Source organism: Nocardia sp. NBC_01499 (genome assembly GCF_045040275.1).
Classification (GTDB): Bacteria; Actinomycetota; Actinomycetes; order Mycobacteriales; family Mycobacteriaceae; genus Nocardia.
In genome coordinates this window covers 9,832,343-9,856,290 of record NZ_CP109426.1, presented here as the reverse complement: position 1 = coordinate 9,856,290, position 23,948 = coordinate 9,832,343, and the positions used below count along the sequence as shown (strand labels likewise).

Here is a 23,948-nt window from a genome sequence, read left to right as displayed (position 1 = left end):
ACACATCCAAGCAAGAGTCGGACGCGGTTCAGCAGCTGAAGTCGATCTTTTCGAACGAGTTGTCGCGGCCGGTGGTGTAGTAGTCCTCTCGAGTAGCTTGGCCGGTGATGATGCGCCGCGAACCTCTGTCGGACGAGCCGGGCGTGACGACGGTGTATTCGTGGTAGTAACCCGTGGCCTGCTTGGGAAGCACACGCCCCTTGTTGGCGAAGACGTCGCCGTCCTGGGGAAACGAGAAAGGACCGCCACTGTCGATCTGATCCAGTGTGTCGTGCGCTTGCGCCGGTAATTTGCTGTTGCACGTCGAGCCGACGGTGGCTGCGGCCGGTGCAGGTAGGCACACGGCTGGACCGAAGACCAGCACCCCCGCAGCGAGACCAGCGGCGGCACGAGTCCTGGCTGCTCTGATTATTCGCATGGCCAGGAAGTCTGGCAGATACACCCGCGTACCGGTCCGATCGAAACATAGCGCGCGTGTCGCAACCCCGCAGCCGCTGACGCCCGGGTTCAGAGCCTCGGTGCGCCGAGACCGCGACCACCGCTGCCGTCAAGTACGCCGAGGCTGAAGGGGCAAACCTACCGGTGGCACGCGCTACTTAGGTGGTGTCTGCGGGTTCTCGTCGGCGTCGCCGGGGCACCAGGCATCGGGAAGCTGTGCACGGCTAGGGAATTCACCACAATAGGCTTGAATCTTCGGGACTACGTTGCCGTTTTCGACGCGCAGCACAGAAATCTGCTTGTGCTTGGGCACATTCGGGCGCACATCCCCGCCATAGTTGAACGTCCCCGTAACCCCTTGCACGGTCCCGATCTTGGTGATCTGCCTGGACAGCGCGACCAGGCCGACATCACCGGAAATGGTGCGGCGCAACTGTTCCACCGCCGCGATATACACCTGCATGGCGTCGTAGGTCAGTGCGGCGTGGCTGTCCAGGGAGCGCTCGTCATCGTTCTCGAAGGTGAACAGGTTCGCGAGATCAGCATAGAACTCGGGGGCAGCGCCGGGCTCGGAGTCGGTGATCGGAGCCGGCGCGAAGGACATGAAATAGTAAGGCACGTCCGCGATTCGGCGCCTGGCGGCGGTGTCGGCGACATGCCTTGTCACGTCGTCGTCGCCGATGATGACCGTCTTGTCGTTGCCACCGCATTTCGACGCTCCGTCGAGGAAGGTGCCGAAATCGGGGACGCCGCGGGCGGCGAAGAAGGCGACGCCGCTGCCGGAGCAATTGTCGGCGCCCGCCGCGCCGGCGTCGCCGATCAATCGGTCGCCGGGTTCCGGCCGCTGGGACTCGGTGCCCTGACCCGCCGGAGTGAAAGCCGTCGCCTGCACGGTGAACCCCAATCGCTTGAACCAATAGGTCGCGTCATCACGCAAATTGGCGCTGTAGAGGTCGTTCGGGTCGCCCGAGTAGTAGACGCGAGCCGTCTTCGGTGTCGGCAAATGCGCGGCGAAGCCCGCCGCGGTCGCGGCCTCGCTGCGGTCCTGCGGCGCGACCTGAACGAACAGCGGAATCCAGTCGGCGAGATAGTCGAACGACAACGTCGTCGCGACAGTCGGGATGTGCGCGTCGTTGAGTTCGGCGACGGTGTTCTTGGTTGCGGCGTTGCTCAGGTTCAAGCCGATCACCCCGACAATGGTCGGGTCTTTGTGCGCGGCGTCGATCACCTGCGCGGCGACCTCGGGACCGTAGTGCATATCGCGTCCCGCGTTGCCGATCAGGACGCGCACGATCGGCGCGGTGGCACCGGGGGCGTCGAGTTGGCGGTTCTGCGCGACGGCCAGACCTTCCAGGCTTTCACGTTCGGCGGTCAACCCGGCCGCGGTGCCACCCTCGGGGGCGGTGAGCGCCTCGAGATCGATCAGCGTGACATAGGGCCGCTCGGGGTGGTCGCGGTGTCGCTGCTCGGCCGTCTGATTCTGATCCCGAATCGTCTTCTCCACCAACCCGATTCGGTCTTCGACCCGCTGATCACGGTCGGCCGGTTGGAACAGGTCGTACGCGCCGTCGGTCAGTCCGATGCATTCGTCGCCCGCGGTGTGCAGCGATTCGATGTCGGTATCGCAGTGCGCGCGAAGGAAATCCGCGTGGTTCTCGATGGTCGTCACGCCGACGGCAGCGCCCGCGCCGACCACCGCCGTAACGACCAGCCCTGCCGCGGTGCCGATCAACCGCTTCTTGCGCCCAGACATGCCGGGCCGCAACGGTTTCAGCGGGCCAGCGCCGAGGTTCGGGAACAGCGGCTCGTCGGCGAGGTCACGCCCGTTCTGTTCCGGCGTATGCACCTGCGGCTGCGGCGCGTGTTTTATCGGCTGCAGGCGCTTGATGATGAGTCGACAGATCTGGCGCAGGCTCATCGGCCCAGGCTGCTGCGGATCACCGCTGCACAGCACGTCGAGCAGCGCCCTGCCGAACAGGGTGAAGGAATCCTGGCTGGCCAGTTGGGCGGGATCCTTCGAACTGGACGCGCACAGCAACGCGACACCACCGGATCCGAAGCCGTCCTCGCGCGCTACCTCCTGCTCGAGAGCCTCGTCGATCTCGGCGGCGGTGGCTTCGTACGCCTCGTCGAGCACCACCTCCTGCTCGACGACCTCCTCCACCTTCGCGTCCGCGACTTGTTGCACGTCGCTTTGGAAGTCGTTGACCGCGTGCGCCGCGAAACACGAGTCGAGGATGACGATTCTCGCGCTCTTTGGTGCGGTGTTCTTCAGCGTGCGAGACAACGCGGAGACCCGCAGGCTGGTCTCCACCGGGGCGGGCTCGTGGGTGTCGCGCAGCAGCAGGCAATAGAACCGCTGCACCTCGAAGAACGCGCCGTGCCCGATGTAGGTGACGAGCACGAGCATGCCTCGGCCGTGCCTGCTGCGCGTTCGCCGCATGTGTCCGCGCAGGAACGCCTCGATCCGATCGAAATGCTCGACTGCGGAGCAGTCACTGTCGAACAGGTCGAGCACGTTGTCATCGGCCAGCCGCAGGCCCGTCTCGCTGGTCAGATAGTCCTTGAGCCCCAATGCGGTTCTGCGGAAGGCCTTCGCGGGCGTGAACCGTTCCAGTCGCGGCCAGCTGCTCGCCCCACAGATGATCGCAACCGTTTTGTCGGTATCGTGCACGCTGTCGTTCGTGTCACGCCCGATCGTCGCCGGCGAGGAACTGTTGCAGTATTCGCTCGTGACGGTCCGTCAACGGTCCCGTCACATCCACGCTCTCGCCGGTATCGGTACGGCTCAGGTGCACGGTCGCGTCGTAGCGGCGGGCCGCCCATCTGGACAGCTCGCGGATCAGCAACGCCGCGGTCGGCGAGGTCAACACGATCGTCAGAATCGTCCCGAGATCCTGATGCAGCTCATTGTCGCGAGACCGCGTGGCCGCCGCCTCCGGCACGGCTTCGCCGAGACTGTCCGAGAGATCAGCGCATAGGTCGTCGGCGGTCGCGAGATCCACGCCGGGAAACGAACACGTCACCACGATCTCATCCATGCCTGATCACCCCTGTCCTCCCGTTCACGCGCCGAGAATCACCACTCGATAGCCCGCCACCCGTACTGCAATCTATACCCGACACCCTTCTCGCAGAACGTAATCCGCCGAACAGGCAATCTGGGCTCGCACCACGATGACCGAAACGCCTCATCGTCGTCAGTCCGGGCGCACCTGGCTGGTCGGGTGCTGGCGGCGGGCGGCGAGCCGGGGCTTCACCATGTGGACCGCACCGCTGATGTGGTTGGGCGGGAGGGGATCCGGTGTGGGCAGGAGTCGGTAGCCCGCGTTGTAATACATGCGAATGTTGCGTTCGCTGCGGGCGCCGGTGAACAGGATGAATCGCTCGATGTGCGGTGGAGCGAGAGTTTCGATCAGGCGCAGTAGCTGGGAACCGGCTCCCCGGCCGGTCAGGTCGGGCGCGACCATGAGCCGTCCGACGTGCCAGTCACTGCCTTCGACCTGGCCGCGTACCGCAGCCACGAGACGTCCGCGTTGCCGCACGACCAGGGTCATCGACGTGGTAGCCCACGCCAGTACCTCGTCGTGGGTTTCGCGCAGTGGCGGAAGGTCGAGCATGTTGTTGAGCACTGCCTCCGGAACCCAGCAGCATCGTTGTAAGACAACGAGTTCGGCGAGATCGTCTGCGGCGAAGCGGGACAGTGTGGAATCGGCGAGCACGTTCGAGAGGGCGTCGCGGGTTAGCTCTATCTGATACGGCGACTGCGCGGCCATGAGCGGGTTCCTAATCGGTCTACGGGCAGGTCGGGTATTCGGCGGGGTCGCGCGGTGACTCCGGCACCAGGTGTGGGTGGACTTCCAGGGCGACTACGCCGCGTGAGACATCGAGTGTCAGCGCATCAGCTTGTGGAAGATGAGGAAATCGCACGGGGTGGCGAGCAGCGGCACCAGGTGTGGGTAGCTCTCCTCCAGCCCGCCCTTACGCTCGAGGACGTACCCGAGCCGCAGATACCAGCCGCGCAAGAACTCCTTCACCGGATGCGCCCAATTCCGGGGCACCAGTAGCTCCAGCTGCACCGTCCGCGCGCCTCGCTCGACACAGTGGCGCTCGGCGAAATCGACTAGGGCTCGGCCGATTCCGGTGCCGCGCCGCTCGGGCGCGCACACCAGCATGCCGAATTCGCCGATGCCGTCGGCCAATTGCCGAATACAGGCGGCTCCAACGATTCGGCGATCCGCATCGCGCGCAACGGCGACATGGCCTGCGGTGATCAACCCCGCCAGCTCGGATGTCGTTGTGCGGCTTGCACCGTCACACCACAGTCCCTCTTCTGCCACCTCGTACACCCGATTCACCAGGTCGGTAAGCTCCGCGACCAGCGCGGTATCGCCCGCCGCCGTCGGCAGCATCTCGATGGACACCATCGGTACTCCTTCTCGCATCGTGCCATGCGGCGTGCGGCCACCGGCTATCAAGACCATCCGCCCTGTCACGCTCCGGGAACGAGCACGAACGTCGAAAAGATTCGGGTCATGTAGATGACAGCTTTCCGTGCACGGGCCTGCGGCCGCGTGGCCGTCGGGAAGCGCTCGATAAACGGCCGCTGACAATGTCCGCGATATCGAAACGCACAGCCTGAAAATAGGACGCGTCACCGCACAGAGGGAAGCAAAGGTCGCGTGTTTCAGCCGAGCGGCTGGCCTGATCCGGCTCATCGGCGGGGGTCGGCAAGTACTGCTGTCGAGTCCATGGCCTCCGGCACGATACAAGAACTCAATACACGCACATGCTGATGTGTGCGCGTCTGCGTCGGAAGCCGACTCGGGCAGCCACTCGGCGGAACTATTCAACCAGCTGGCCGGTTCCCTTGCTCGACAACGAATTCTATGGTTCGAGCCGTCTGAATAAAGGAGTCGAATTCTTATGTTGGTGGCCGCATGTCAAGAATGAGATTCCTCATAACGGGTGCCTCCAGCGGCATCGGTCGAGCGGTTGCCGTCAGACTCGCGGAGGGTGGGCATGAGGTTGTGGCTGGAGTGCGGCGAATTGCCGACGCGCCAGCCCACCCGCGCATCCGGCCGGTAGCGCTCGACGTCACAGACGCCGCGCAGCTGGCTGCGGCGGCGACGGATGTCGGGCCGCTGAGCGGCTTGATCAACAACGCTGGAGTCACCTTTTCCGGACCCATGGAGCACATACCGCTCGATCGTTTGCGCGAGCAGCTGGAGATCAACGTTGTCGGGGTCCTAGCCGTGACGCAGGCGTTCTTGCCCGCGATCAGGGCTGGCCGTGGACGCCTCGTCATGATCAGTTCGACCGCCGGACTCGTCGCCACTCCCCTGCTCGGCGCCTACAGCGCCTCGAAGTTCGCCGTTGAAGCGATCGCGGACACGCTGCGTCAGGAACTGGCGCCATGGGGTGTTCCCGTCATCGTGGTCAACCCAGGTAGCTTCAGATCGCGGAACCGGGCCAAAACCGAGGCAACGGTGCAGACAGACCGCGCGATCATGGGCGAAACGGCAGAGCGCCATTACGGCCAGGCCATGGATGCCGCCACTCAGTTCAACAAAAAGGTAGAGGCCGGGGCCGGAGCACCGGAGCGGGTCGCCGCCGTCGTCGAGCGAGTGCTCACCACGCGCCGTCCCCGACCGCGCTACCTCGTCGGTACCGACGCACGAGTAGCCGTCGCTCTGAAGCGACTGCTGCCGGCCCGAACCATGGACACGCTCCTGACCAGAACCATGGGCCTGCCACGGAACTCCCCGAATTGATACTGAACCACTTATCGCCGATGTCGGTGCGGCGGCCTCGTGCGCGCAAACGTCCTCTCGTGGCGCGAGGCGGGCGTTCTGCGCGCGAAATCGACTGCGGCGCAGAACGTCCGATAGCGCTGAATGTGGTGTGCCGCGTAGCTGGTTTCCGATTCGGGTGAGATCGGTCTCGGTGCCTTCGTGATCACTTCGCCGTCTGCTGAGAGTCCGCGATCCCGGTGAGGATGCGGCGCAAGCCGAACGAGAACTGTTCGGCCGGGCTGCGGTCGGCAGCCTTGGTCATCTGCGAAACCCGGGGATACGCACCGCTCTCGATGACCTTGCGTAAGTACGGGGCGACGGTGGCGCGCCACTGGTCCTCGGTCTGACCGGTGCGCCGCTGGGTCTCTTTCTCGGCGAGCTCGCGCATGACCGCGCCGCGCACGTAGTCCCTGATCAGTCCGACGGCCGAGGCGGTGGCGGCGATATCGGAGGTCAGCGGGGCGGCCGCGGCGAGGGCATGTTCGAGGCCGCGCAGCCAGTTGGGGCCGAGGGATGGTCGGCTGGCCAGCAGCGGGGCGAGCCAGGTGTGCCGTAGCCACAGTTCGCGCTCGTGGTGGGCGTACGCCTCGAGGTCGGCGCGCCAGTCTCCCGTCAATGGCACGTGGCTGTCCTGTACCGCATCGGCCATGAGGTTCAGCAGGTCGTCGCGGCTGTCCACGTAGCGGTAGAGCGTGGTCGTGCCGGTCGACAGCTCGGCGGCGACGCGGCGCATCGACAGCGCGTCCAGGCCCTCGGCGTCGGCGATGGCGATGGACGCGTCCACTATGCGCTGCACGCTCAGGGCCTGACTTTTCGGCCGGTACGGTTCGCGGTCCCAGATCAGCGACATGGACGGGAGTCTAGCGAAGTGGGTACAGTGTGCCCATGAGCGGGCACACTGTTCCCACAGAAGTTTTGATCGTCGGCGGCGGATCCGTCGGGCTGATGCTCGCGGTGTTGTTGCGCCACCACGGTGTCAAGCCCCTCGTCGTCGAGGAGAAGCCGGCGCTCTCGCCCCACCCAAGGGCCACCGGCATCGGGTCGCGGTCGGTGGAGATCCTGCGGGAGGTCGGCCTGGAGCAAGCGGTCAACGAGGCCGCTGTCGACTTGCGGGCGGGGAAGATCAAAGGGCGCACGCTCGCCGAGGCCGACTTCACCGAAAGCGCTGAGTGGAAGGCGAAAAGCGCGGTCGAGCTCAGCTACACACCGGCCCGGATCCGCGGCACCTGCGCACAGAACCGGCTCGATCGCGTGCTGATCACCAGGGCGGGCGACGTGGAGTTCGGCGTGGCGCTCGACTCGTTCGCGCAAGACCCCGGCGGCGTCACCGCGACCCTGTCCGACGGGCGTGTCGTGCGGGCGCGCTATCTGGTGGCGGCCGACGGTGTGCGCAGCCGGGTTCGGCAGATCCTCGGGATCGGCGTCACCGGTCCAGGCGTGATGGGTCAGGAGACAACGAGTGTCCTGTTCCATGCGGATCCGCGCCCGCGCGAGCCGTTCGCCATGTGCAATATCGAGCATCCGGACGCGACCGGCCTCTTGGTGACCGTCGACGGTGAACGCGAGTGGGTGTTCCTCACCCGCCTCGACGCGGAGCCGACGCCCGACCTCCTCCGCACCGCGCTCGGCGACCCGTCGATCGAGGTGGAAATCCGCAGCGTGCTGAGGTTCCGGGGGCGCGGCCAGGTGGCCGATCGGCTCTGCGTCGGGCGGGTTTTCCTGGTGGGCGACGCGGCGCACGCGATCCCCCCGCTTGGCGCGTTCGGGCTGAACACCGGCATCGCCGACGCGCATAATCTGGCGTGGAAACTCGCGCACGTCCTGCGCGGTGCGGCCGGGCCCGAGTTGCTGGAGACGTACCACACGGAACGCCATCCGGTGGCCCTCATGACGATGGAGCAGGCGCGCCTGCGGTTCGGCGATCCGTCCCTGCACTGGGGAAAAGACATGGCGGCGGCGCGCAAGGCAGCGGGAGCGATCAACGCGCCAGTGGTGCATATGGGCTACCGGTACGGCGGCGCGGAACTCCCCTCCACCGAGGACGTCGCCCTCGACCTCGACGGGTCGCCGGGATCTCGCCTGCCGCACATGTGGGTGGCCGACGGGGTATCCACGCTGGATCTCGTCGGATCGCAATGGTGTGTGCTCACCGCCGATCCCGGCGTGGATGCCGACGTTCCGGTGCACCTCGTGGCCGACTGGCCGTACGGGACGGTCCTGGTCCGCCCTGACGGGTTCGTGAGCCGCCCGTACGGCTAGCCGCGCCCGGCACTCTCGCAACCCGCGCGGCTCGAATCGGCTGCGACAATGTCTCGAAGATCAACGTCGCCGACAGACGCACTACTTTGCCGCGACCAACGTCTCTCGAACACCCGAAATTGCCGATTTCCGCGAGTTGCCCCAATTGCAGTGTTGGCTGCCAAAAACGGCGTGCTGTCGACCGTGGTTGCTCGGCCGCGCGCTTTCGATCTCAGTGTGCGCGATAGCTTTGATCGGGCTGTTAGCTAGCGCCGGCTCCGGCCGCGCGTACTTCGGCGAGCGCTTGCCGTACCAGCGGGCCGAAGCCCTCGCTGTTGTTGGGGTCGATCCACTGCTCGAAGGCGATCTCCCAGGCGAGCGTGCCCAGTTGCGCGGCAACGCGCGCGGTCAGGCTCGGGACGCCGCGGCGGTTGAGGGCCTCGATCATCGAGGCGGTGAGGTCGATCCTTTTCAGGGCTTCGCGTTCGCGCAGTTCCGGATTGGCGTTCAGCACGGCCTGGCGCCGGCCGCTGAACTCGCGGCGGTCGGCGGCGAAAAACGTCCGGCCGAGCGCATCGAGGGCGTCCGCTACCGCGTCGAACGGCCCGGCCGCCGGCGGCGCCGAGGCGATCCCTTCGGCGAGCACACCGGTCAGCGCGCCGCTGCCGAAGAGCACCTCGCGCTTGTCCGGGAAGTGCCGGAAGAACGTGCTCTTGGTGAGCCCCGCACGCTCCGCGATCTCGATCACGGTCGTGTTCTCGTAGCCGCGCTCCTCGAAGAGCTCGAGGGCGGCGGCGGCGAGTCGTCCTGGTGCGTCGGGTTGCCAGCGAGCCATGGGAACAGCGTACGGGACTTCATCCCATCACTGGCCAGGAGAGGTCACCGATGAGCGACGCAGGCCCAGAGGCATGTTCACGGCAAAATCGTGGTCGCACCGCGTTGGCCGGTCATAGCGTGATCGGGCCGAGATCGGTGACGGTCTGGGCGAGGGCGCGGATGAGATCGGTTTCCGCGGCGTCCCGCCAGACGAGTGCGAATTCGGCGGGTGGCGCGTCTCGGATGGGCAGATAGGCGATTTCGGGACGAGGTGCGAGTCTGATGGCTTGAGCGTGGACCGGTGACACGGCCTCGCCGGTAGCCAGAATGGGGATCATTTCCGCAAAGCTCCGCACAGTGGGCCCGACGGGGATCAGACGGCCGCTTGGGGTGTGTGACGGCACGAGAGTTCGGCGCCAGTAGTCGGGGGTCGCACCCGCCATCACCGTGTGGTCTGCCAGATCCTCGTAGCCGACCGATTCTTGTTGCGTCAGTGCGTGTTCGGCAGATACTGCCAGGACGACCGGGTCGGTGAAGACAACGGGGCCGACAGTCAGGTCCGGCTCCCGTACCGGCAGCCATAGGATCGCCGCGTCGATGGCCCCCGCGCGTAGCGGACCGAACGGGTCGCTGAACTGCACCGCACGGATCTGAATTCGGCATCCGGGTCGCCGAGTGGTGAAGGCATCGAAGACCGGGCGCAGATCGTCGGTGTTCCAGCCGAGCATCCCGATTCGCAAGACGGCAGCGGTCGTGCGCGCGGTCTGCCTGGCCCGATCGATACCGGCGTACAGCCCGGCGTAATGGGGACGCAAGTCGTCGCGAAGTTGCTCCCCGAGCGGGGTCAAGCAGACATTCCGGCGAGTCGATCGGTCGAACAGCGCCCCGCCGATGAGACGTTCCTGATATTTGATGGCCTGGCTGACGCGCGCCTGCGTGACGTGCAGGCGGGTGGCCGTGCGACCGAAATGCAGCTCTTCGGCCAGGGCCAAGAAGATCTCGATATCTCTCAGTTCCATAGCCACCCCAGCCGACATAACACATTGGTTATGAAATCTTACGTGATCGGCCGTTGATCCGGGATACCCGGGCTGGGCATTCTCGAACTTGTACCGCCACAGCGGGCCGCGTCAACGACAGACCGGTATCAGCCAGGCGGACAACAACATTCACGAACCGACCGCGCAACGCAGGCAAGGAATACATCACCATGTCGATCACCCTTACCGACCAGGACAAGAACACGCTGCGAGTCGCAGCGTGGGGCGCGGTTTCGCTGCTGGCCGCCACCGGCGGCACACCGCACAAGGCCGCCACCAACGCCTCCCTCGCCCTGACCTCGGCGACCGGCCCGATCGGGCACGTACTCGCCACGAAAGCCAGCGAGATCAAACTGAACGGCAAGACCGTCGCCGAACTCGCCGACCAGGTATTGCCGGCCCTGACCGCGACGATGAATCTGCTGACACAGCAGGATCGCGCTGAGGCCGACAACTTTCGCACGACCATCGCCATCGCCGTCGACGCAGCCGCCCGGCCCCGCAACGGCGAGCCAAGCCCCGCCGCCACCGCGATGGCCCGCAAGATCACCGCAGCCCTCGACGCCGGGGCGGACAGTGGGGCCCCGTCGACCGGGCAGGATCGTCCGGAACTGCAGAAGGCGATCGAGGAGATCGTCGATTCCGGTATCGCCGGGCTGACGCTGCGCGTGCGCGATGAGCGGGGCGAGTGGGTCGGCAGCGCCGGGGTCGCCGAGCTGGGCGGCAACGCGAAGCCGCCGATCGACGGGTATGTCCGGATCGGCAGCAACACCAAGACCTTCACCGCGACACTGGTCTTGCAACTGGTGGGCGAGGGCAGGATCGGGCTGGACACCTCGGCGGCGCACTACCTGCCCGAGCTCGGGCTGGACGAGCGGATCACGGTGCGAATGTTGTTGCAGCACACCAGCGGAGTATTCAACTTCACCGGTGAGCATTACCCGGACGGGACGATCGCGCTGGGAATCGCCTCGGCGGGTACCCCCTTGGCCAACGAGTGGGCCGACAACCGGTTCCGCACTTACCTGCCGGAGGAGCTGGTGGAGTTCGCGTTGTCCAAACCGGCGCGGTTCGAGCCCGGGACGGACTGGAGCTATTCCAACACCAACTACGTGCTTGCCAGGCTGTTGATCGAGAAGGTCACCGGCCGCTCGTATGCCGCAGAGATGCAGCGGCTGATCCTGGGACCGCTCGGACTGTCGGGCACCATCGCACCGACCACACAGTCGGAACTCCCCGAGCCGCACGCCCACGCCTACTACCGATACGACGGCGATCAGGGCAAGACGCTCGACGTCACCGAACAGAACCCCTCCTGGATATCCAGCGGCGGCGACATGATCTCGACCAGCCAGGACCTGCACACGTTCATCTCCGCGCTGGTGACCGGCAAGCTGCTGACTGCCGAACTGCTGGCCGAGATGTACACGCCGCACCCGACGGGCATCCCTGGCATGGACTACGGACTGGGGGTATTCGTGAAGGACAGCGGGCCCGGTGGCACCGTCATCACGCACAACGGCGGCGCCGCAGGTCACGCGGCCCTGATGTACAGCACACCCGACGGCAGCACGACGCTGACCGCCACGCTGAACTATGTGGACGACTCCGCGCTGTCCCTGGGAGGCCCGTTCCAGGCGGCGAACCAGCGGCTCGTCACCGAAGTGTTCTGCGGCGGGCAGACCGATCCGGCTCAGCCGACGGGCTGAACACCCGCGAGCGCACGTTCCGAGAGACGGATTCGTAGCCGTCGAATAGGAGCGCGAACGCGAAGGGCCACGCCGAACTCAACGAGCTCGGCGTGGTCCGGTTCGCGTCCTCGGACGTGCGGACATCCGCCCAGCAACGGCACGTCGTTCGGCTGGCCGGTCATCGCAGCCGAGAACCTAGCGGCTGCCCCGGCCATCCAGTCGGCGGAGTCATTCGGTCAACTGGCGGTTTCGCCGGTCGTCGCCGTCTTCTAAGTTCGAACCGTGCACATGATCGTGGCCAGTCGGTATCGCAGACGCGGAGAACGGTGTTCTCGGCTCTTCCTCTCACCATGGCGGGTCGTCAATGGAGATTGAGAAGTCCGGCGCCTGCGTATCGTTGCTCGACGATGCCCGTAGTGCGGCAAAGGAATTGGCGGTCGAAGCCGCCGCGACCGAGCGGGATCGCAGGGTCACCGAAGCGAGCGCCGCGGCAGCTCGGCGCGCGGGGGCGTTCGCCTTGGGCGTGCGCCGCTCCGATGGTGGACTCGAGGTCGACCTCACCACCAGGGTCCAGTTCTTGGGTGAGCTCGGGCGAGGCTGTCCCTCGACGGCGTGGATCGCGGCCACGACCTACGAAGCGAAGCGATTGTTGCAGATCGGGGTGTCGGACAAGGCGTATGCCGACGCGTTCGGTGACGTCGACAGCGTGGTGTGTTCCTCGGCGCGGCCGGGGCGGGCCGTACGTGAACCCGGCGGACTGCGCATCTCCGGTCGATGGCCCTACGCCTCGGGCTGCGAACTGGCCGAATGGGCGATGCTGTCGGTGCAGCTGCCCGGCGACGCCGCGCCGCAGCCTGCCGCGGTATTCGCCCGCACCCGGGACTTGGTCGTCGACCGGGACTGGCACATGGCGGGACTGAGCGGCACTGGAAGCCACACCCTCGTCGGCCATGACGTGTGGATCCCGGACTCCCACGAACTCGACTTGCCCCGCATCGCTGCCGCACTCTCGAACATCGCGATCGCGGTGGGCCTGTTCGCACCGCTGTGGGGTGCGGCGCGCGGCGCCCTCGACGTGGTGGCCGCTGTCCTGGCGGCGCGGTCGTCACCGAATCCTGCCCACGCCACGCTGGCCGACTCGCCCGGCGCTCGGCGCAACTTCGCCGTGGCCGCACACAAGATCGATACCGCCGAGCGCCGCATGCTCGGAATCGCCGCAGCTGTCGACGCCACACCGCCCGGCGAGGCGCTCGCGGCCGAGGAGCGTGCGCGGCTGCGGATGGATCTGATCACCGCGGTACGTGAGTGCCGCAGCGCGTTCGAGGACCTGCTGGACCTGCACGGATCCAGCGGTCTGGACAACGCCAACCCACTGCAACGGTACTGGCGAGACTTCGCGGTGGGATCGCGCCACGTCCAATTCACCTCACACGTCGTCGAGGAGGACTACGGCGTCCTGCTGCTCGGAGTAGCCGACGCACCCTCCGGGATGCTCTGAAACCCTCTCGGCCACACGGCAACTGGACGAACAGGGCGTCAACTCAGCACGGGAGCCGTGCAGCGGCATCCCATTGGTAAATGTCGCACCGCAGGGATCGTGCGTAGCAACCCCGGCGAGGCTCCAAAGCAGCCGATCCTATCCGCCGCCCTGTCTGTTGCGATCCGCCCCAGTCGGCGTGACGCGCGCACCGCGACACCATGCCGCGATGCGCGCGTCGGTCATTCGGTCCAGACTGTTTGGGCTGGTAGAGCGCCTCCAACGCACGCCATGCCGATTGCACAGTCGGGCATGCGACTCTCAGGCCGTCTTGATCGCACCGCCGTCGATGATGTGGTCCGCGCCGGTGATGCTGCCGGCCAGCGGTGAAGCCAGGTAGCCGACCAGGGCGGCGACTTCGGCGGGCTCCACGAATCGGCCGCTGGTAATCCCCATCGCGGTCGGCAGCTGCGCCAGGAGTTGCGCATGCGGCACGCCCATCGAACGCGCGAGCTCCGCGCCGTAGCCCTGCGGGGACTCCCACATGGAGGTGCGCACTGGGCCGGGTGAGATGGTGTTCACCCGCACGCCCAGCGGGCCGACTTCCTCGGTGAGCGCCTTGCCGAACGCGGTCAAGGCCGCCTTCGCCGTGGTGTACGGCATCGGCCCGGCGTGCGGCATCCTGGCTCCGTTGGACGAAATGTTCACGATCGCGCCCTTCCGTCGCAGCAGGCTGGGCAGTGCAGCACGAGTAGTACGGACCGCACTGAAGAAGTTCAGCTCGAACATCCGCTGCCACTGTTCGTCGTCGAAGGTGGCGAAGCCGCCGGTCTGGCCGCCGTCGCTGTCGCCGCCACCGACGTTGTTGACCAGCAGGTCGATCTCCCCCAGCTCGGTCAAAGCCCGTTCGACGAGCTGGACGGAGCCCTCGGCGGCGGAGAGGTCGACCGGCACCGCGATCGCCCCGGACGCGGCCAGTTCCGGCGGGACGGTGCGCGAGCCGGCGACCACGCGCATGCCCTCCCCGATCAGCGTGGTGACGATGGCCAAGCCGATACCTCGGCTGGCGCCGGTCACCAAGGCAGTCTTGCCGGCTAGTTGAACGTCCATGTCTTCAACCCTTCCCAATGCATCATCGAAGACCCCAATGGGATCTTAACTGCAACAATAATGTTGCAGTTAAGAAGTTACAAGTGGCACTCCTGTAGTGACTTTTCTTGGCGAGGAGGTAGCGGGCGACACAGCAGGATCGGCCACGACCGGCTGGATGTCCGCGGCGAGCGGACCGTGCAGGCGATTCTCGCGGCGGCCGAATATGTACTGAGCGCCGATCCCACGGCTCCCATGGAGCAGATCGCCGTCGCGGCCAGGACCACCGTCCATCGGCGGTTCGCCACACGCGCCGCGCTGATCAACGAGTTGACCGGGTGGGCGGCCCAGCGGTGCGGCGACGCGGTGCTGCTCCGGGTCGGCGGCGCCAACGGCGGACTCCGAGTCGTGAGCAGCACCGACCAGTACCCGCGTAAGCGCACACGTAGTGACCAGATGCGCTGTTCGAGTGCTACGCGGGCCGGACGCGCCACGTACTGTCCGCCACCCAAGTCAACGGCGTCGGCTCATGCCACGACCCGCGCGCTCGATCACGCGCAAACACGTTGTCCAGCAGTCGGTCTCACGAACGTCCACTCCGCCGAATTCAGTACCACGACCGGTTTCCGAAGCGTGCCGGGCATATGGGACATGCCGGTGTTGTTCATCCCACGTGACGGCCACATGATCTAGGAGACCCCGTGAGCGCGACATTCGTAGATGTCGAGGATGTTCGTCAGCGACTCGGGTCGTTCGGCGTATGGATTGCCCCCATGACGCTGTTGACAACGCCGGTAGCGACCCAGCGTGCGCAATTCGCCCGCATCGAGAGTCTGGGCTATGGCTCGCTATGGAGTGGTGAGCCGCCAGCGGATTCGCCGATGGGTGGACGTGAAGCGTTCGCCGAACACGGCGTGATGCTGGCGGCAACGGAACGGATCGTCGTCGGCACCGGCGTCGCCAACATCACGCGCCGAGATCCGGCAGCCATGCACAGTGGTGCGGCTACCCTCGCCGAGGCATATCCGGGCCGGTTCATCCTCGGGATAGGTGGGCAGACCGGCGATAGCCCGCTGTCGCAACTCCGCGCGTACCTCGACGGTATGGATGCCGCAGCCACGCAAGTTCTTTCGGAAACCGCCTATCCGCGTCTGCTCGCCGCGCTCGGCCCCAAGACTCATGACGTCGCCGCGCAGCGAACCCACGGCGTCCATCCGTTCATGCAGCCGGTCGAGCACACCGCGAACGCGCGTCGCCTTCTCGGCCCGGAACCGCTGCTGATCCCGCACCAGTTCCTGATGCTCAACGAGGACGCCGAAACCGCGCGCGGCGCAATACGTTCGGTGTTCGGCTCCGATGCGGGACTTCCGAACGGATTCTACGCGAACAACTTTCGACGGCTCGGCTTCACCGACGACGACCTGCTCGATGGACTCAGCGACCGTTTCATCGATGCGGTGTTGGCCTGGGGCGGCCGGGACGACATCGTCTCGCGATCGCGGGCACACCTGCACGCGGGTGCCGACCATGTTCTGCTGCACCCGATCGCGCACGACCTGACCGCAGCCGTCGACCAACTCGAACTCCTCGCGCCCCTGCTCCACAACTAGCCACAAGGTCCGCCGCTCTATCACCGCCTCGAACTTGAGTACGTCCGCGACCCGCGCGTTCGCGGACGTACGGCGGCCACCCGTTGATCAGTTGGCCGCCAACGTGTCTCGAACACCCGGCAGTGCCGCATGGCACGCGCTTTGTGCCGACAAGTCCTATCCGTCACACACAGATTGCGCCTGTCACCGGGCAGGACGCACTACAACGAGCAATGCTCCCAATCGATTTCGTCGAGACGAATCCGATCATCCTCGAGCCAATCCCAGATCAGCTGGCCGACACTGGTTGACTGACAACACTTCCCAACGCACGCTCACGCCGAGTATGGACCGGCAGTATGGTGCCGCGTACCGGAAACCGCTGACTTGACCTGAACTAGGGTTTAGCTTCTATCGTCGGCTCAATGAGCGATGCGCTGATCGTTGTCGATATGCAAAACCTGTTCGTCGATTTGGTGGGAGCAGATGGCCCCCGGGTCATCGCCGCCGTGAACCGGCAGGTGGCACTGGCGGCCGAGAGTGGTCGCCCGGTGTTCTACACCCGCGACATCGCGCCGATCGATCTTCCGGAGGGTGATCCGGAGAACCGGACCGAGCTGCATCCCGGCCTGGATGTTCGAGGCACCGTCGTCGACAAGGGGCCTGGCAAACGCGGCGGCTTCTCCGGCTTCGTCCTCGGTCCGGTGCTGGAACCGCAGCAGGCGTACGGAGGCGGCGGCCTTGGACCGCTGGTCCGGTTGGCCCGCGACAGCGGGGCCAGCTCGGTGACCGTGGTCGGTATCGCCGCCGACGTCTGCGTTGCGGCGACGGCGCGCGATGCACTACGCCTCGGTTACGAGGTGACGGTCCCGGTCGAGGCCACCGCATTCGTACACGCCCATCCCCATGGGGACCGGGCAGCGCTGACCGAGTTGCGGGATGCCGGAGTCACCGTCATCGAGTGAGCGAACCCGTCCCGGGGACGAAGCGGCAATGACCGCCTGAACCCGCACCGCCTACCGCACGTCGGCCATCCGCCCAAACTGGTTGGCTGACAGCACTTCCCAACGCGCGACTTCAGGGCGATGGTTTGGTCTCGATCTCGAGCCCTTCGAGCGCGGCCAGCACCGCGGCCATGTCGCGCACTCGCCCGAAATACTCCACCTCGTAGGCATCCTCGAGGAGCGGCAAGACCCTGTCCAGCCACCCGATACATTCGACCAGGATTCGACGACGAAAGTCATCGAGTGCCCCCGATAGCGCCGTGAAGACGCAACCCGCGACGTTCGCATCCACCACCACCAGCTCCACATCCGCGATGTTCACCCCGCGCGCGCGTGGCGGAAAGGGGGCTTGCTCGTGCTCGCCCCACAGCTGTACGAGCAACTTGCGACTCGGCGTGTTCATACTCGAAAGCCTTGTCTCCCAAGCCAGTGGCGGCGATACCCGAGTTCTATGGGACGGCCAGCCTCGAGAACGAATGCACGATATGCCACGAACCGCGCGTTCGTGACCAAACCTGACACAACAGACAAATGCCAGCGGAGTCAGTGTTTCGGCCCGCACGCGCTGCCGCGACATGCGGAGCTGGCGGGTCACCCTGGGGCCGTTGGCTCCACCAACGCAGAGATGCAGGAATGATTCCGATTGGAAAAGATTCGTGAAACAGTTACCATTCAGCTACCCACAGGGTGACGTGCATAACAAGCGGCCGACGATGTGTCGGCCGGAACAAGGCGGTGGTTCTGATGGCCGACAGCCGGTCGCTGATGCGGAGTTGGTGGCGCGATCGGGCCGGTTACGACTGGTTGGTCGACGTGCTCGAAATCCATTCAGCCGTGCGCTACGTAAAGGCGATGATCGGCGCGGGCGGTGCGGTGATGTGCTTGGTCACCGCGGTGTCCCTGATCTCGCGCATCGGGCCGCGCAACGCGTTCTTCGAGATCGGCTGCTGGCTGATCGTCGGGCTCACCGCGCTGTGGGCCCTGCGCTGGTGGCTGTTGCCATGGCCGAGCCGAGCTGAAGCGCTGATGTGGTGTGCCGGAGCCGATCTCGCGATCACCTTCGGCGCGCTTGCCGCGGAGAACCGCGTCTACGGTGCCCTGGTATCGACGCTGATGGTGGTCGTCGGCATGTTCGTGATCTTCCAGGGCCCGCTGATCCTCGGCCTGCACATCTGCTGGTCGCTGGCGTCGGGCTTGGTGCTCGTCACGCTGCTCGTGGCCGACGACCCGGTCCACACCGGCGCCGCGGCCGGTGACGTCCGGCTCGCGATCGCCATCATGTTGATCCTGGTGGCGCTCAACGTGGTCGGACTGCCCACCGTCCAGTTCTGTCACTGGCTGTGGCGTCAGCACGCACTACTCGACCCGTTGACCATGCTGCTGAACCGGCGCGGCCTCGATTACCACCTGTCCTACATATTCCGGCCGAACACAACGGAATACGCCTACATAGCCGCGCTGGATCTCGATCGGTTCAAAGACGTCAACGACACTTTCGGCCACTCGTTCGGTGACGAGGTCCTGGCGCGAGTGGCCGAGCGGTTGCGTTCGGCCGCCGATCCGGACGCGGTGGTCGCACGCACCGGCGGTGAGGAATTCGTGGTCCTCGGCCGGCTGCGCGACGAGCCGGTCGCCGCGATCGCCGAGCGGCTTCGCGGTGCCATCGAAACCATGCCGGACGCATCGGTCCTTGTCACCGCCAGCGTGGGCGCGGCCCTGTGCCAGATCACCGACCTGCGCGATCCGGCGGTCACGCGACGCATCCTGCACCGCTGTGACACCGCGATGTATGAGGCAAAACGCGAGGGCGGCAACATCGTGGTGATCGCGGACTCGGAGACCGCCCCCGACGCCGATCACGACATGCGACATCACTTCTGCCTCAGGACGATCGACCGATCCTAGAGTGCGTCCTACCGCCCGGACAACAGATGCCTATTTGCTGACGTCGGTGCCGAAGTACTTCTCGGAAATCTTCGCCAACGTGCCATCGGCGCGCAGAGTCACCAATGCCTTGTCGACATCGGTCATCAGCGCATCACCTTTGCGGGCCGCGAACGCCTGCAGGCTGGCAGCGCCGGTTTTGCCCGCGATCCGCACACTCGTATCGCCGGTCTTCTTCGTGTATTCGGCCACGGCGAGATTATCGTTGACGGTGGCGTCGACCCGGCCGATCTTCAGCAGCTGGATGGCCTGCACAAAGCCTTCCACCGCTTCGATTTTCGCGCCCGCGTTCGTGGCGACCTTGGCCCAGGTGGTCGTCGCGGACTCCGCACAGGTCTTGCCATTGAGATCGGCGAGCGAGGCGATGCCGTTGTTGTCGGTGCGGGTGACGATCACACCTTCGGAGTAGGTATACGGCTGCGACAGCGCGTACTTGTTCTTGCGGTCGTCATTAACCGTCACCTGGTTGGCGATGAGGTCGAAGCGCTTCGACTCGAGCCCGGCGAAAATCGCATCCCACGGAATCTGCACGAACTCGACTTTCTTGCCGAGCTTTTCGGCGACCGCCTGGACTACCTCGATGTCGTAGCCGGTGAGCTTGCCGTCGGAGCCCTGATAGCTGAAGGGAGCGTAAACGCCTTCGGTGCCGATCTTCAACACATTCGGGTCGGCACTGCCGCAGGCACTGAGCCCGGTGGCGGCGAGGACGGTGAGCATAACGGCGGCGAACAGCTTGCGACGCACGGGATTCCCTCTCTTCGGTGTGCGAACAGCAGATACGTCCACACACCACACAAACCCGACTCAGGAAACTCCGAGACGATCTAACAGACGCTATCCCCCTCGCGGAGCGCCGAGTGCTTCTATGCGGAATTAGGTCGATGCTTTCCGCGATATCGACTCGTCATTAGCTGAGCTGTCCAGAGCACTGTTCACGATTCGGTCTCATGTTCTCGCGCATGGCATAGTGAGCGCCATGGGAGCCCCTGGAACCGCGCGCGCACGAGCCCGCGCTGAGCTGACCCGCGAGATCCTCGCGGTGGCTCGTCGCCAGCTCGCTACCGTCGGGGCCGGCCAGTTGTCGCTTCGGGCGGTGGCCCGAGAGCTGGAGATGGTGCCGTCTGGGCTCTATCGATACTTCGCGAGCCGCGACGACCTGCTGACGGCGTTGATCATCGAGTCGTACGACGCGGTGGGCGATCGAGCCGAACGTGCCCGCGCCGAGGCCGTCGAGAACGATCACCGCGGCCAGTGGCGCGCCGTCTGCGACTCGGTGCGCGGCTGGGCCGTGACCTACCCGCAGGAATTCGCCCTGATCTACGGGTCGCCCGTTCCCGGCTACCAGGCCCCGGCCGACACCGTCGCCCCGGGCGGCCGCGTCTACCTGCTCCTGCTCGACATCGTTGGCGCGAGTTCCCATGCTGGACAGCTGATTCCACCGCGCACTGAACCGCCGCTGCGGACTACCCTTGCCGAAGACGCGACGGCCTTGCTTTCCACGTTCCACGTTTCCGGACTCCCCCCGGCCGTCCTGCTCCGAGCCATGACAGCCTGGACCCAAATACTTGGCGCGATCAGCCAAGAGCTGTTCGGTCACCTCGACCTCGCATTCCGCGATAACGCCGAGTTTTTCGGCTACACCGTCGAGCTCATGGCCGACGTTGTGGGACTTCCCCCTCGACGGGAGGCGCCGTGACGCGACCTGCCGGCGTCGACCTCGCGAACTCCACCAGCTCGGACAAGTCCGGATCGATCGGCTATCGCGCTGATCTGGACGGCCTCCGTGGGCTGGCGATCGCGTTGGTCGTGGTGTTCCACGTGTGGTTCGGTCGCGTATCCGGTGGCGTGGACGTTTTCCTGGTCCTGTCCGGCTTCTTCTTCACCGGATTACTGGTGCGCCGGACCGAATCGACCGGATCGGTGGGCATAGTTCCCACGCTGCGGCGCACGGCACGCAGGCTGATTCCGGCCATGGTGGTCGTGCTGGCCGCGATCGTGGCCGCGACGGTGGTCTTGCGCCCCTACACCCAATGGTCGGACATCGCCGCCCAGACGTTGGCCTCGATGCTCTACTACCAGAACTGGCAACTCGCGCTGACCTGGTCGGACTACCTGGCCGCGGATCCGTCGGTAAGCCCCTTGCAGCACCTGTGGTCGATGTCGGTACAGGGCCAGTTCTATCTTGCCGCGCTCGTGCTGGTCGCATCGATCGCGTGGGCGTGCCGTCGCGGCGGACGAGCAACACGGCTGCGGCCGGTGCTCGGCGCGGTGGTGGTCGTGGCGGCCGTCGTGTCGTTCGGTCTCGCCACGACGGGCACGGCGACCCATCAGGGCTGGAACTACTACGACAGTTTCGCCAGAGCGTGGGAGCTACTCGTCGGCGCGGGCCTGGCCATCGCGGCCCCGTATCTGCGACTGCCGCACAAGCTTCGGATCGTCTTGGCTGGGCTCGGCCTGGCCGGTGTCACGTTGTGCGGGTGGCTGATCCTGGACGGAGCCAACCGATTCCCCGGCCCTTACGCCCTGCTTCCGGTCGGTGCCACCGTGGCGCTGATCGTCTCGGGCAACAACCTCGCCGCCGATCAGCGGCCGCTGTTCAATCGGCTCTTGTCGACGCCCGGAATCCGCTGGCTCGGCGATATCGCCTACCCGCTGTACCTGTGGCATTGGCCGATCCTCATCTTCTACCTCGCCGAACTCGATCACCCAAGTGCGGGACTGCTCGACGGTCTCGGCATCATCGCGGTCTCGGTGCTGCTGGCCTGGGCCACGCACCGCATGATCGAGGAACCGCTGCGGGTACGTTCGCAGGGCGGCGACGTCGCGAAACATTCGGTGCGATCGCGGCGCACCGCCACCGCCCTGGTGACGGCGGCGGCCGTGCCGATGGTCGCGGTCACCGTCCTGTGGCAGATAGCGGTGGGCGTCAGTCCGCCACAACCGGTCGGTGCCCTGGATCCGGCGATGTATCCCGGGGCCGAAGCGCTGGTATCCGGTAAGTCCACACCGCACGCCCGAATGCGGCCAACGGTTTTCGAAGCGCCCGCGGACGCGCCGCCGCCCACCGGGGACGGATGCATCGCCGATTGGGACAACGCCGAGCTCATCACCTGCACCTACGGCGACCCGAACGCCGAGCGAACCCTCGCGGTGGTCGGCAGCTCGCACGCCGAGCACTGGATACCGGCGCTACAGGTACTGGCGCAGCGACATCCCTTCCGCATCCAGGTCTATCTGAAGATGGGCTGTCCGCTCACCCTGGCCGAGGACGCGACGTACAAGGGCGAGCTGATCCCCGATTGCCGCGACTGGTCCCAGCAGGTGATCGAGCGGCTCGGCGCCGACCGACCGGATTGGGTGTTCACCACCGGCACCCGGCCACGCGACGACACCGGCGACGAAACACCACTCGAGTACCTCGACGTCTGGTCGGCCCTCGGCGCCCGCGGCCTCAACGTCATCGCGATTCGAGACACTCCGTGGCTACGCAGCGATGGGGTTCGCTACAAAGCCATCGACTGCTTGGCAAAGGGTGGCGATCGAATCAGCTGTGGCATGAAACGCACGGACGCGCTCGACCCGATCAATCCGGAGCTCGCGCCGAGCTGGTCGTTCCACAACGTATATCCGATCGATCTCACCGACGCGGTCTGCGAGCGTGCGGTGTGCCCGGTCGTCAACGGCAATATCCTCGTCTACCACGACGAACATCATCTGACCGCAAGCTATTCGCGCTCACTGGCCGACGAGCTGGGCCGCCAACTGCAGCCCGTGCTCGGCTGGTGGTAGACCCCGAACCGCTACGGTGAACACGATAATGTCCGACATCGCGTGTGCGAGAACAATGTGGTCGGTGTGGTGGGGGTGATGGGGATCGTTCGTCGAGCCCAGATACTAACTGTGGCAACGGTACTCGCGATCGTTGCCGTCATCGTCGGAAACACGGCCACCGAACGGGCTTTCCCCGCAGCGATAACCTCCGATACCGCACCAGCAGGTCCGGACACACCGCTACGAATCGGCTACGGCACCTCCCCGGACACGTTCGGCGACCTGTATCTCCCCGCCACCGGAGCCGGGCCGTATCCCGTAGTCGTGCTGATCCACGGCGGCGGATGGTCGCAGAATCGAACGCTCGACCATGTCGGACCGCTGGCATCGTCGCTGGCCCAAGCGGGCGCCGCGGTCTGGAACATCGAGTATCGGCGAATCGACGGCGCTGGTGGCTGGCCGGTCACCCTCACCGACGTCGATGACGCCGTGCAGGCCCTCGCCACCGTCGTGAGCCAACGGTCCGGCAACCGCATCGATCTGCAACGGGTCCACCTGGCCGGGCATTCGGCGGGTGCGCAACTGGCGGCGTGGGTGGCGGGGCGACGCATCGATGCGAAGGGAACGACTGCGGCAGTTCACATTCGGAGTGTCACTCTGATGGCTGGAGTGCTCGATCTGGTATTCGCGGTGAACAACGGGCGCGACGCGTATGTGCGCAAGCTACTCGGCGGCCTGCCCGACGAGGTCCCCGACCGCTATCGGATGGCTTCCCCGATCGAGCACCTGCCCAGCGGCATCCGGATCAGCGCCCTGCACGGCGACAGGGACCATGTCGTTTCCCCTGAGCAGAGCCGACGCTATGTCGCCGCTGCCCAACGGGCAAGCGCGACAGCCGATCTGCGGATTCTCGATGGCATCGGTCACGGCGAGTTCGCCGACGCCAACTCACGGGCGTGGGCGGCCGCCCGCAGCACCATCCTCGATCACGTCACAACACTTCGATAAACCACAGGCTCATGGTGCCGCGCCGCCGGTGTTCGCTCCCGTGCTTGG

At 65.9% G+C, this 23,948-nt stretch carries 22 protein-coding genes; 11 read left to right on the top strand and 11 right to left on the bottom strand.

Translation table 11 applies throughout. From position 1 onward, the window contains the following. Positions 1-28 precede the first annotated feature (28 nt). The 5 genes from OG203_RS44280 to OG203_RS44260 all read right to left on the bottom strand — a co-directional run bounded on the left by OG203_RS44280 (position 29) and on the right by OG203_RS44260 (position 4,865). Entirely contained in the window at positions 29-364 is a 336-nt protein-coding gene (locus OG203_RS44280) for a ribonuclease domain-containing protein (RefSeq protein ID WP_405163181.1), read from the bottom strand. Between the two features lie 228 nt (positions 365-592). After that, a complete protein-coding gene (locus OG203_RS44275) occupies positions 593-3,112 on the bottom strand; it encodes an ABC transporter substrate-binding protein (RefSeq protein ID WP_405163180.1) in 2,520 nt (839 codons plus the stop codon). Between the two features lie 13 nt (positions 3,113-3,125). Then, entirely contained in the window at positions 3,126-3,479 is a 354-nt protein-coding gene (locus OG203_RS44270) for a hypothetical protein (RefSeq protein ID WP_405163179.1), read from the bottom strand. 159 nt (positions 3,480-3,638) lie between these two features. Next, complete coding sequence (locus tag OG203_RS44265) at positions 3,639-4,214, bottom strand: GNAT family N-acetyltransferase (protein WP_405163178.1); 576 nt, start codon at positions 4,212-4,214, stop codon at positions 3,639-3,641. Between the two features lie 117 nt (positions 4,215-4,331). Continuing rightward, positions 4,332-4,865 (bottom strand): GNAT family N-acetyltransferase, encoded by a 534-nt coding sequence (locus OG203_RS44260; RefSeq protein ID WP_405163177.1) that lies wholly within the window; start codon positions 4,863-4,865, stop codon positions 4,332-4,334. A 513-nt stretch (positions 4,866-5,378) separates the two neighbouring features. Here OG203_RS44260 and OG203_RS44255 point away from each other — a divergent pair. Continuing rightward, positions 5,379-6,212 (top strand): SDR family oxidoreductase, encoded by an 834-nt coding sequence (locus OG203_RS44255; protein ID WP_405163176.1) that lies wholly within the window; start codon positions 5,379-5,381, stop codon positions 6,210-6,212. Positions 6,213-6,396: 184 nt separating this feature from the next. On the opposite strand, the gene OG203_RS44250 is transcribed toward OG203_RS44255, so the two are convergent. After that, the gene (locus OG203_RS44250; protein ID WP_405163175.1) at positions 6,397-7,083 is read right to left on the bottom strand and encodes a TetR/AcrR family transcriptional regulator; all 687 of its coding nucleotides are present in this window, start codon (positions 7,081-7,083) and stop codon (positions 6,397-6,399) included. A gap of 35 nt (positions 7,084-7,118) precedes the next feature. Here OG203_RS44250 and OG203_RS44245 point away from each other — a divergent pair, with 35 nt between their 5' ends. After that, positions 7,119-8,492 (top strand): FAD-dependent monooxygenase, encoded by a 1,374-nt coding sequence (locus OG203_RS44245; protein WP_405163174.1) that lies wholly within the window; start codon positions 7,119-7,121, stop codon positions 8,490-8,492. A 241-nt stretch (positions 8,493-8,733) separates the two neighbouring features. On the opposite strand, the gene OG203_RS44240 is transcribed toward OG203_RS44245, so the two are convergent. Both OG203_RS44240 and OG203_RS44235 read right to left on the bottom strand, forming a co-directional pair. Continuing rightward, a complete protein-coding gene (locus tag OG203_RS44240; RefSeq protein WP_405163173.1) occupies positions 8,734-9,306 on the bottom strand; it encodes a TetR/AcrR family transcriptional regulator in 573 nt (190 codons plus the stop codon). 112 nt (positions 9,307-9,418) lie between these two features. Beyond that, positions 9,419-10,306 (bottom strand): LysR family transcriptional regulator, encoded by an 888-nt coding sequence (locus tag OG203_RS44235; RefSeq protein ID WP_405163172.1) that lies wholly within the window; start codon positions 10,304-10,306, stop codon positions 9,419-9,421. 191 nt (positions 10,307-10,497) lie between these two features. Between OG203_RS44235 and OG203_RS44230 the strand changes: the two genes are divergently transcribed. Beyond that, positions 10,498-12,036 carry a serine hydrolase domain-containing protein gene (locus tag OG203_RS44230; protein ID WP_405163171.1) on the top strand — a complete coding sequence of 513 codons (1,539 nt, stop codon included), beginning with the start codon at positions 10,498-10,500 and terminating at the stop codon, positions 12,034-12,036. A gap of 346 nt (positions 12,037-12,382) precedes the next feature. Beyond that, the gene (locus tag OG203_RS44225) at positions 12,383-13,516 is read left to right on the top strand and encodes an acyl-CoA dehydrogenase family protein (protein WP_405163170.1); all 1,134 of its coding nucleotides are present in this window, start codon (positions 12,383-12,385) and stop codon (positions 13,514-13,516) included. Positions 13,517-13,816: 300 nt separating this feature from the next. Here the strand turns inward: OG203_RS44225 and OG203_RS44220 are convergent, their stop codons facing one another. Continuing rightward, positions 13,817-14,605: an SDR family NAD(P)-dependent oxidoreductase gene (locus tag OG203_RS44220; protein ID WP_405163169.1), complete on the bottom strand. Its 789-nt coding sequence runs from the start codon at positions 14,603-14,605 to the stop codon at positions 13,817-13,819. 177 nt (positions 14,606-14,782) lie between these two features. On the opposite strand from OG203_RS44220, the gene OG203_RS44215 reads away from it, so the two are divergent. The 3 genes from OG203_RS44215 to OG203_RS44205 all read left to right on the top strand — a co-directional run bounded on the left by OG203_RS44215 (position 14,783) and on the right by OG203_RS44205 (position 17,138). Then, positions 14,783-15,277, top strand: a complete 495-nt coding sequence (locus OG203_RS44215) for a hypothetical protein (protein ID WP_405163168.1) — start codon at positions 14,783-14,785, stop codon at positions 15,275-15,277. An 8-nt stretch (positions 15,278-15,285) separates the two neighbouring features. Beyond that, a complete protein-coding gene (locus OG203_RS44210; protein ID WP_405163167.1) occupies positions 15,286-16,194 on the top strand; it encodes a TIGR03620 family F420-dependent LLM class oxidoreductase in 909 nt (302 codons plus the stop codon). A gap of 404 nt (positions 16,195-16,598) precedes the next feature. After that, the gene (locus OG203_RS44205; protein WP_405163166.1) at positions 16,599-17,138 is read left to right on the top strand and encodes a cysteine hydrolase family protein; all 540 of its coding nucleotides are present in this window, start codon (positions 16,599-16,601) and stop codon (positions 17,136-17,138) included. A 112-nt stretch (positions 17,139-17,250) separates the two neighbouring features. On the opposite strand, the gene OG203_RS44200 is transcribed toward OG203_RS44205, so the two are convergent. Next, entirely contained in the window at positions 17,251-17,580 is a 330-nt protein-coding gene (locus tag OG203_RS44200) for a hypothetical protein (protein WP_405163165.1), read from the bottom strand. A gap of 341 nt (positions 17,581-17,921) precedes the next feature. On the opposite strand from OG203_RS44200, the gene OG203_RS44195 reads away from it, so the two are divergent. Then, positions 17,922-19,082 (top strand): GGDEF domain-containing protein, encoded by a 1,161-nt coding sequence (locus tag OG203_RS44195; protein WP_405163164.1) that lies wholly within the window; start codon positions 17,922-17,924, stop codon positions 19,080-19,082. A gap of 30 nt (positions 19,083-19,112) precedes the next feature. Here the strand turns inward: OG203_RS44195 and OG203_RS44190 are convergent, their stop codons facing one another. Continuing rightward, complete coding sequence (locus tag OG203_RS44190; protein WP_405163163.1) at positions 19,113-19,865, bottom strand: transporter substrate-binding domain-containing protein; 753 nt, start codon at positions 19,863-19,865, stop codon at positions 19,113-19,115. A gap of 232 nt (positions 19,866-20,097) precedes the next feature. Between OG203_RS44190 and OG203_RS44185 the strand changes: the two genes are divergently transcribed. From OG203_RS44185 to OG203_RS44175, 3 genes are all read left to right on the top strand, one after another. Then, entirely contained in the window at positions 20,098-20,817 is a 720-nt protein-coding gene (locus OG203_RS44185) for a TetR/AcrR family transcriptional regulator (protein WP_405163162.1), read from the top strand. Beyond that, positions 20,814-22,910 carry an acyltransferase family protein gene (locus tag OG203_RS44180; RefSeq protein WP_405163161.1) on the top strand — a complete coding sequence of 699 codons (2,097 nt, stop codon included), beginning with the start codon at positions 20,814-20,816 and terminating at the stop codon, positions 22,908-22,910. Before OG203_RS44185 ends, OG203_RS44180 begins: the two co-directional genes overlap by 4 nt. Positions 22,911-23,021: 111 nt before the next feature. Next, positions 23,022-23,900, top strand: coding sequence for an alpha/beta hydrolase family protein (locus OG203_RS44175; RefSeq protein WP_405163160.1), 879 nt, complete (start codon positions 23,022-23,024; stop codon positions 23,898-23,900). Positions 23,901-23,948: the final 48 nt, after the last annotated feature.

Bases quoted from the DNA above. Each gene is read 5' to 3' on its own strand.
- OG203_RS44270 (WP_405163179.1), bottom strand. From the start codon at position 3,479: ATGGATGAGATCGTGGTGACGTGTTCGTTTCCCGGCGTGGATCTCGCG.
- OG203_RS44265 (WP_405163178.1), bottom strand. From the start codon at position 4,214: ATGGCCGCGCAGTCGCCGTATCAGATAGAGCTAACCCGCGACGCCCTC.
- OG203_RS44260 (WP_405163177.1), bottom strand. From the start codon at position 4,865: ATGGTGTCCATCGAGATGCTGCCGACGGCGGCGGGCGATACCGCGCTG.
- OG203_RS44255 (WP_405163176.1), top strand. From the start codon at position 5,379: ATGTCAAGAATGAGATTCCTCATAACGGGTGCCTCCAGCGGCATCGGT.
- OG203_RS44250 (WP_405163175.1), bottom strand. From the start codon at position 7,083: ATGTCGCTGATCTGGGACCGCGAACCGTACCGGCCGAAAAGTCAGGCC.
- OG203_RS44245 (WP_405163174.1), top strand. From the start codon at position 7,119: ATGAGCGGGCACACTGTTCCCACAGAAGTTTTGATCGTCGGCGGCGGA.
- OG203_RS44240 (WP_405163173.1), bottom strand. From the start codon at position 9,306: ATGGCTCGCTGGCAACCCGACGCACCAGGACGACTCGCCGCCGCCGCC.
- OG203_RS44235 (WP_405163172.1), bottom strand. From the start codon at position 10,306: ATGGAACTGAGAGATATCGAGATCTTCTTGGCCCTGGCCGAAGAGCTG.
- OG203_RS44230 (WP_405163171.1), top strand. From the start codon at position 10,498: ATGTCGATCACCCTTACCGACCAGGACAAGAACACGCTGCGAGTCGCA.
- OG203_RS44225 (WP_405163170.1), top strand. From the start codon at position 12,383: ATGGAGATTGAGAAGTCCGGCGCCTGCGTATCGTTGCTCGACGATGCC.
- OG203_RS44220 (WP_405163169.1), bottom strand. From the start codon at position 14,605: ATGGACGTTCAACTAGCCGGCAAGACTGCCTTGGTGACCGGCGCCAGC.
- OG203_RS44205 (WP_405163166.1), top strand. From the start codon at position 16,599: ATGAGCGATGCGCTGATCGTTGTCGATATGCAAAACCTGTTCGTCGAT.
- OG203_RS44200 (WP_405163165.1), bottom strand. From the start codon at position 17,580: ATGAACACGCCGAGTCGCAAGTTGCTCGTACAGCTGTGGGGCGAGCAC.
- OG203_RS44195 (WP_405163164.1), top strand. From the start codon at position 17,922: ATGGCCGACAGCCGGTCGCTGATGCGGAGTTGGTGGCGCGATCGGGCC.
- OG203_RS44185 (WP_405163162.1), top strand. From the start codon at position 20,098: ATGGGAGCCCCTGGAACCGCGCGCGCACGAGCCCGCGCTGAGCTGACC.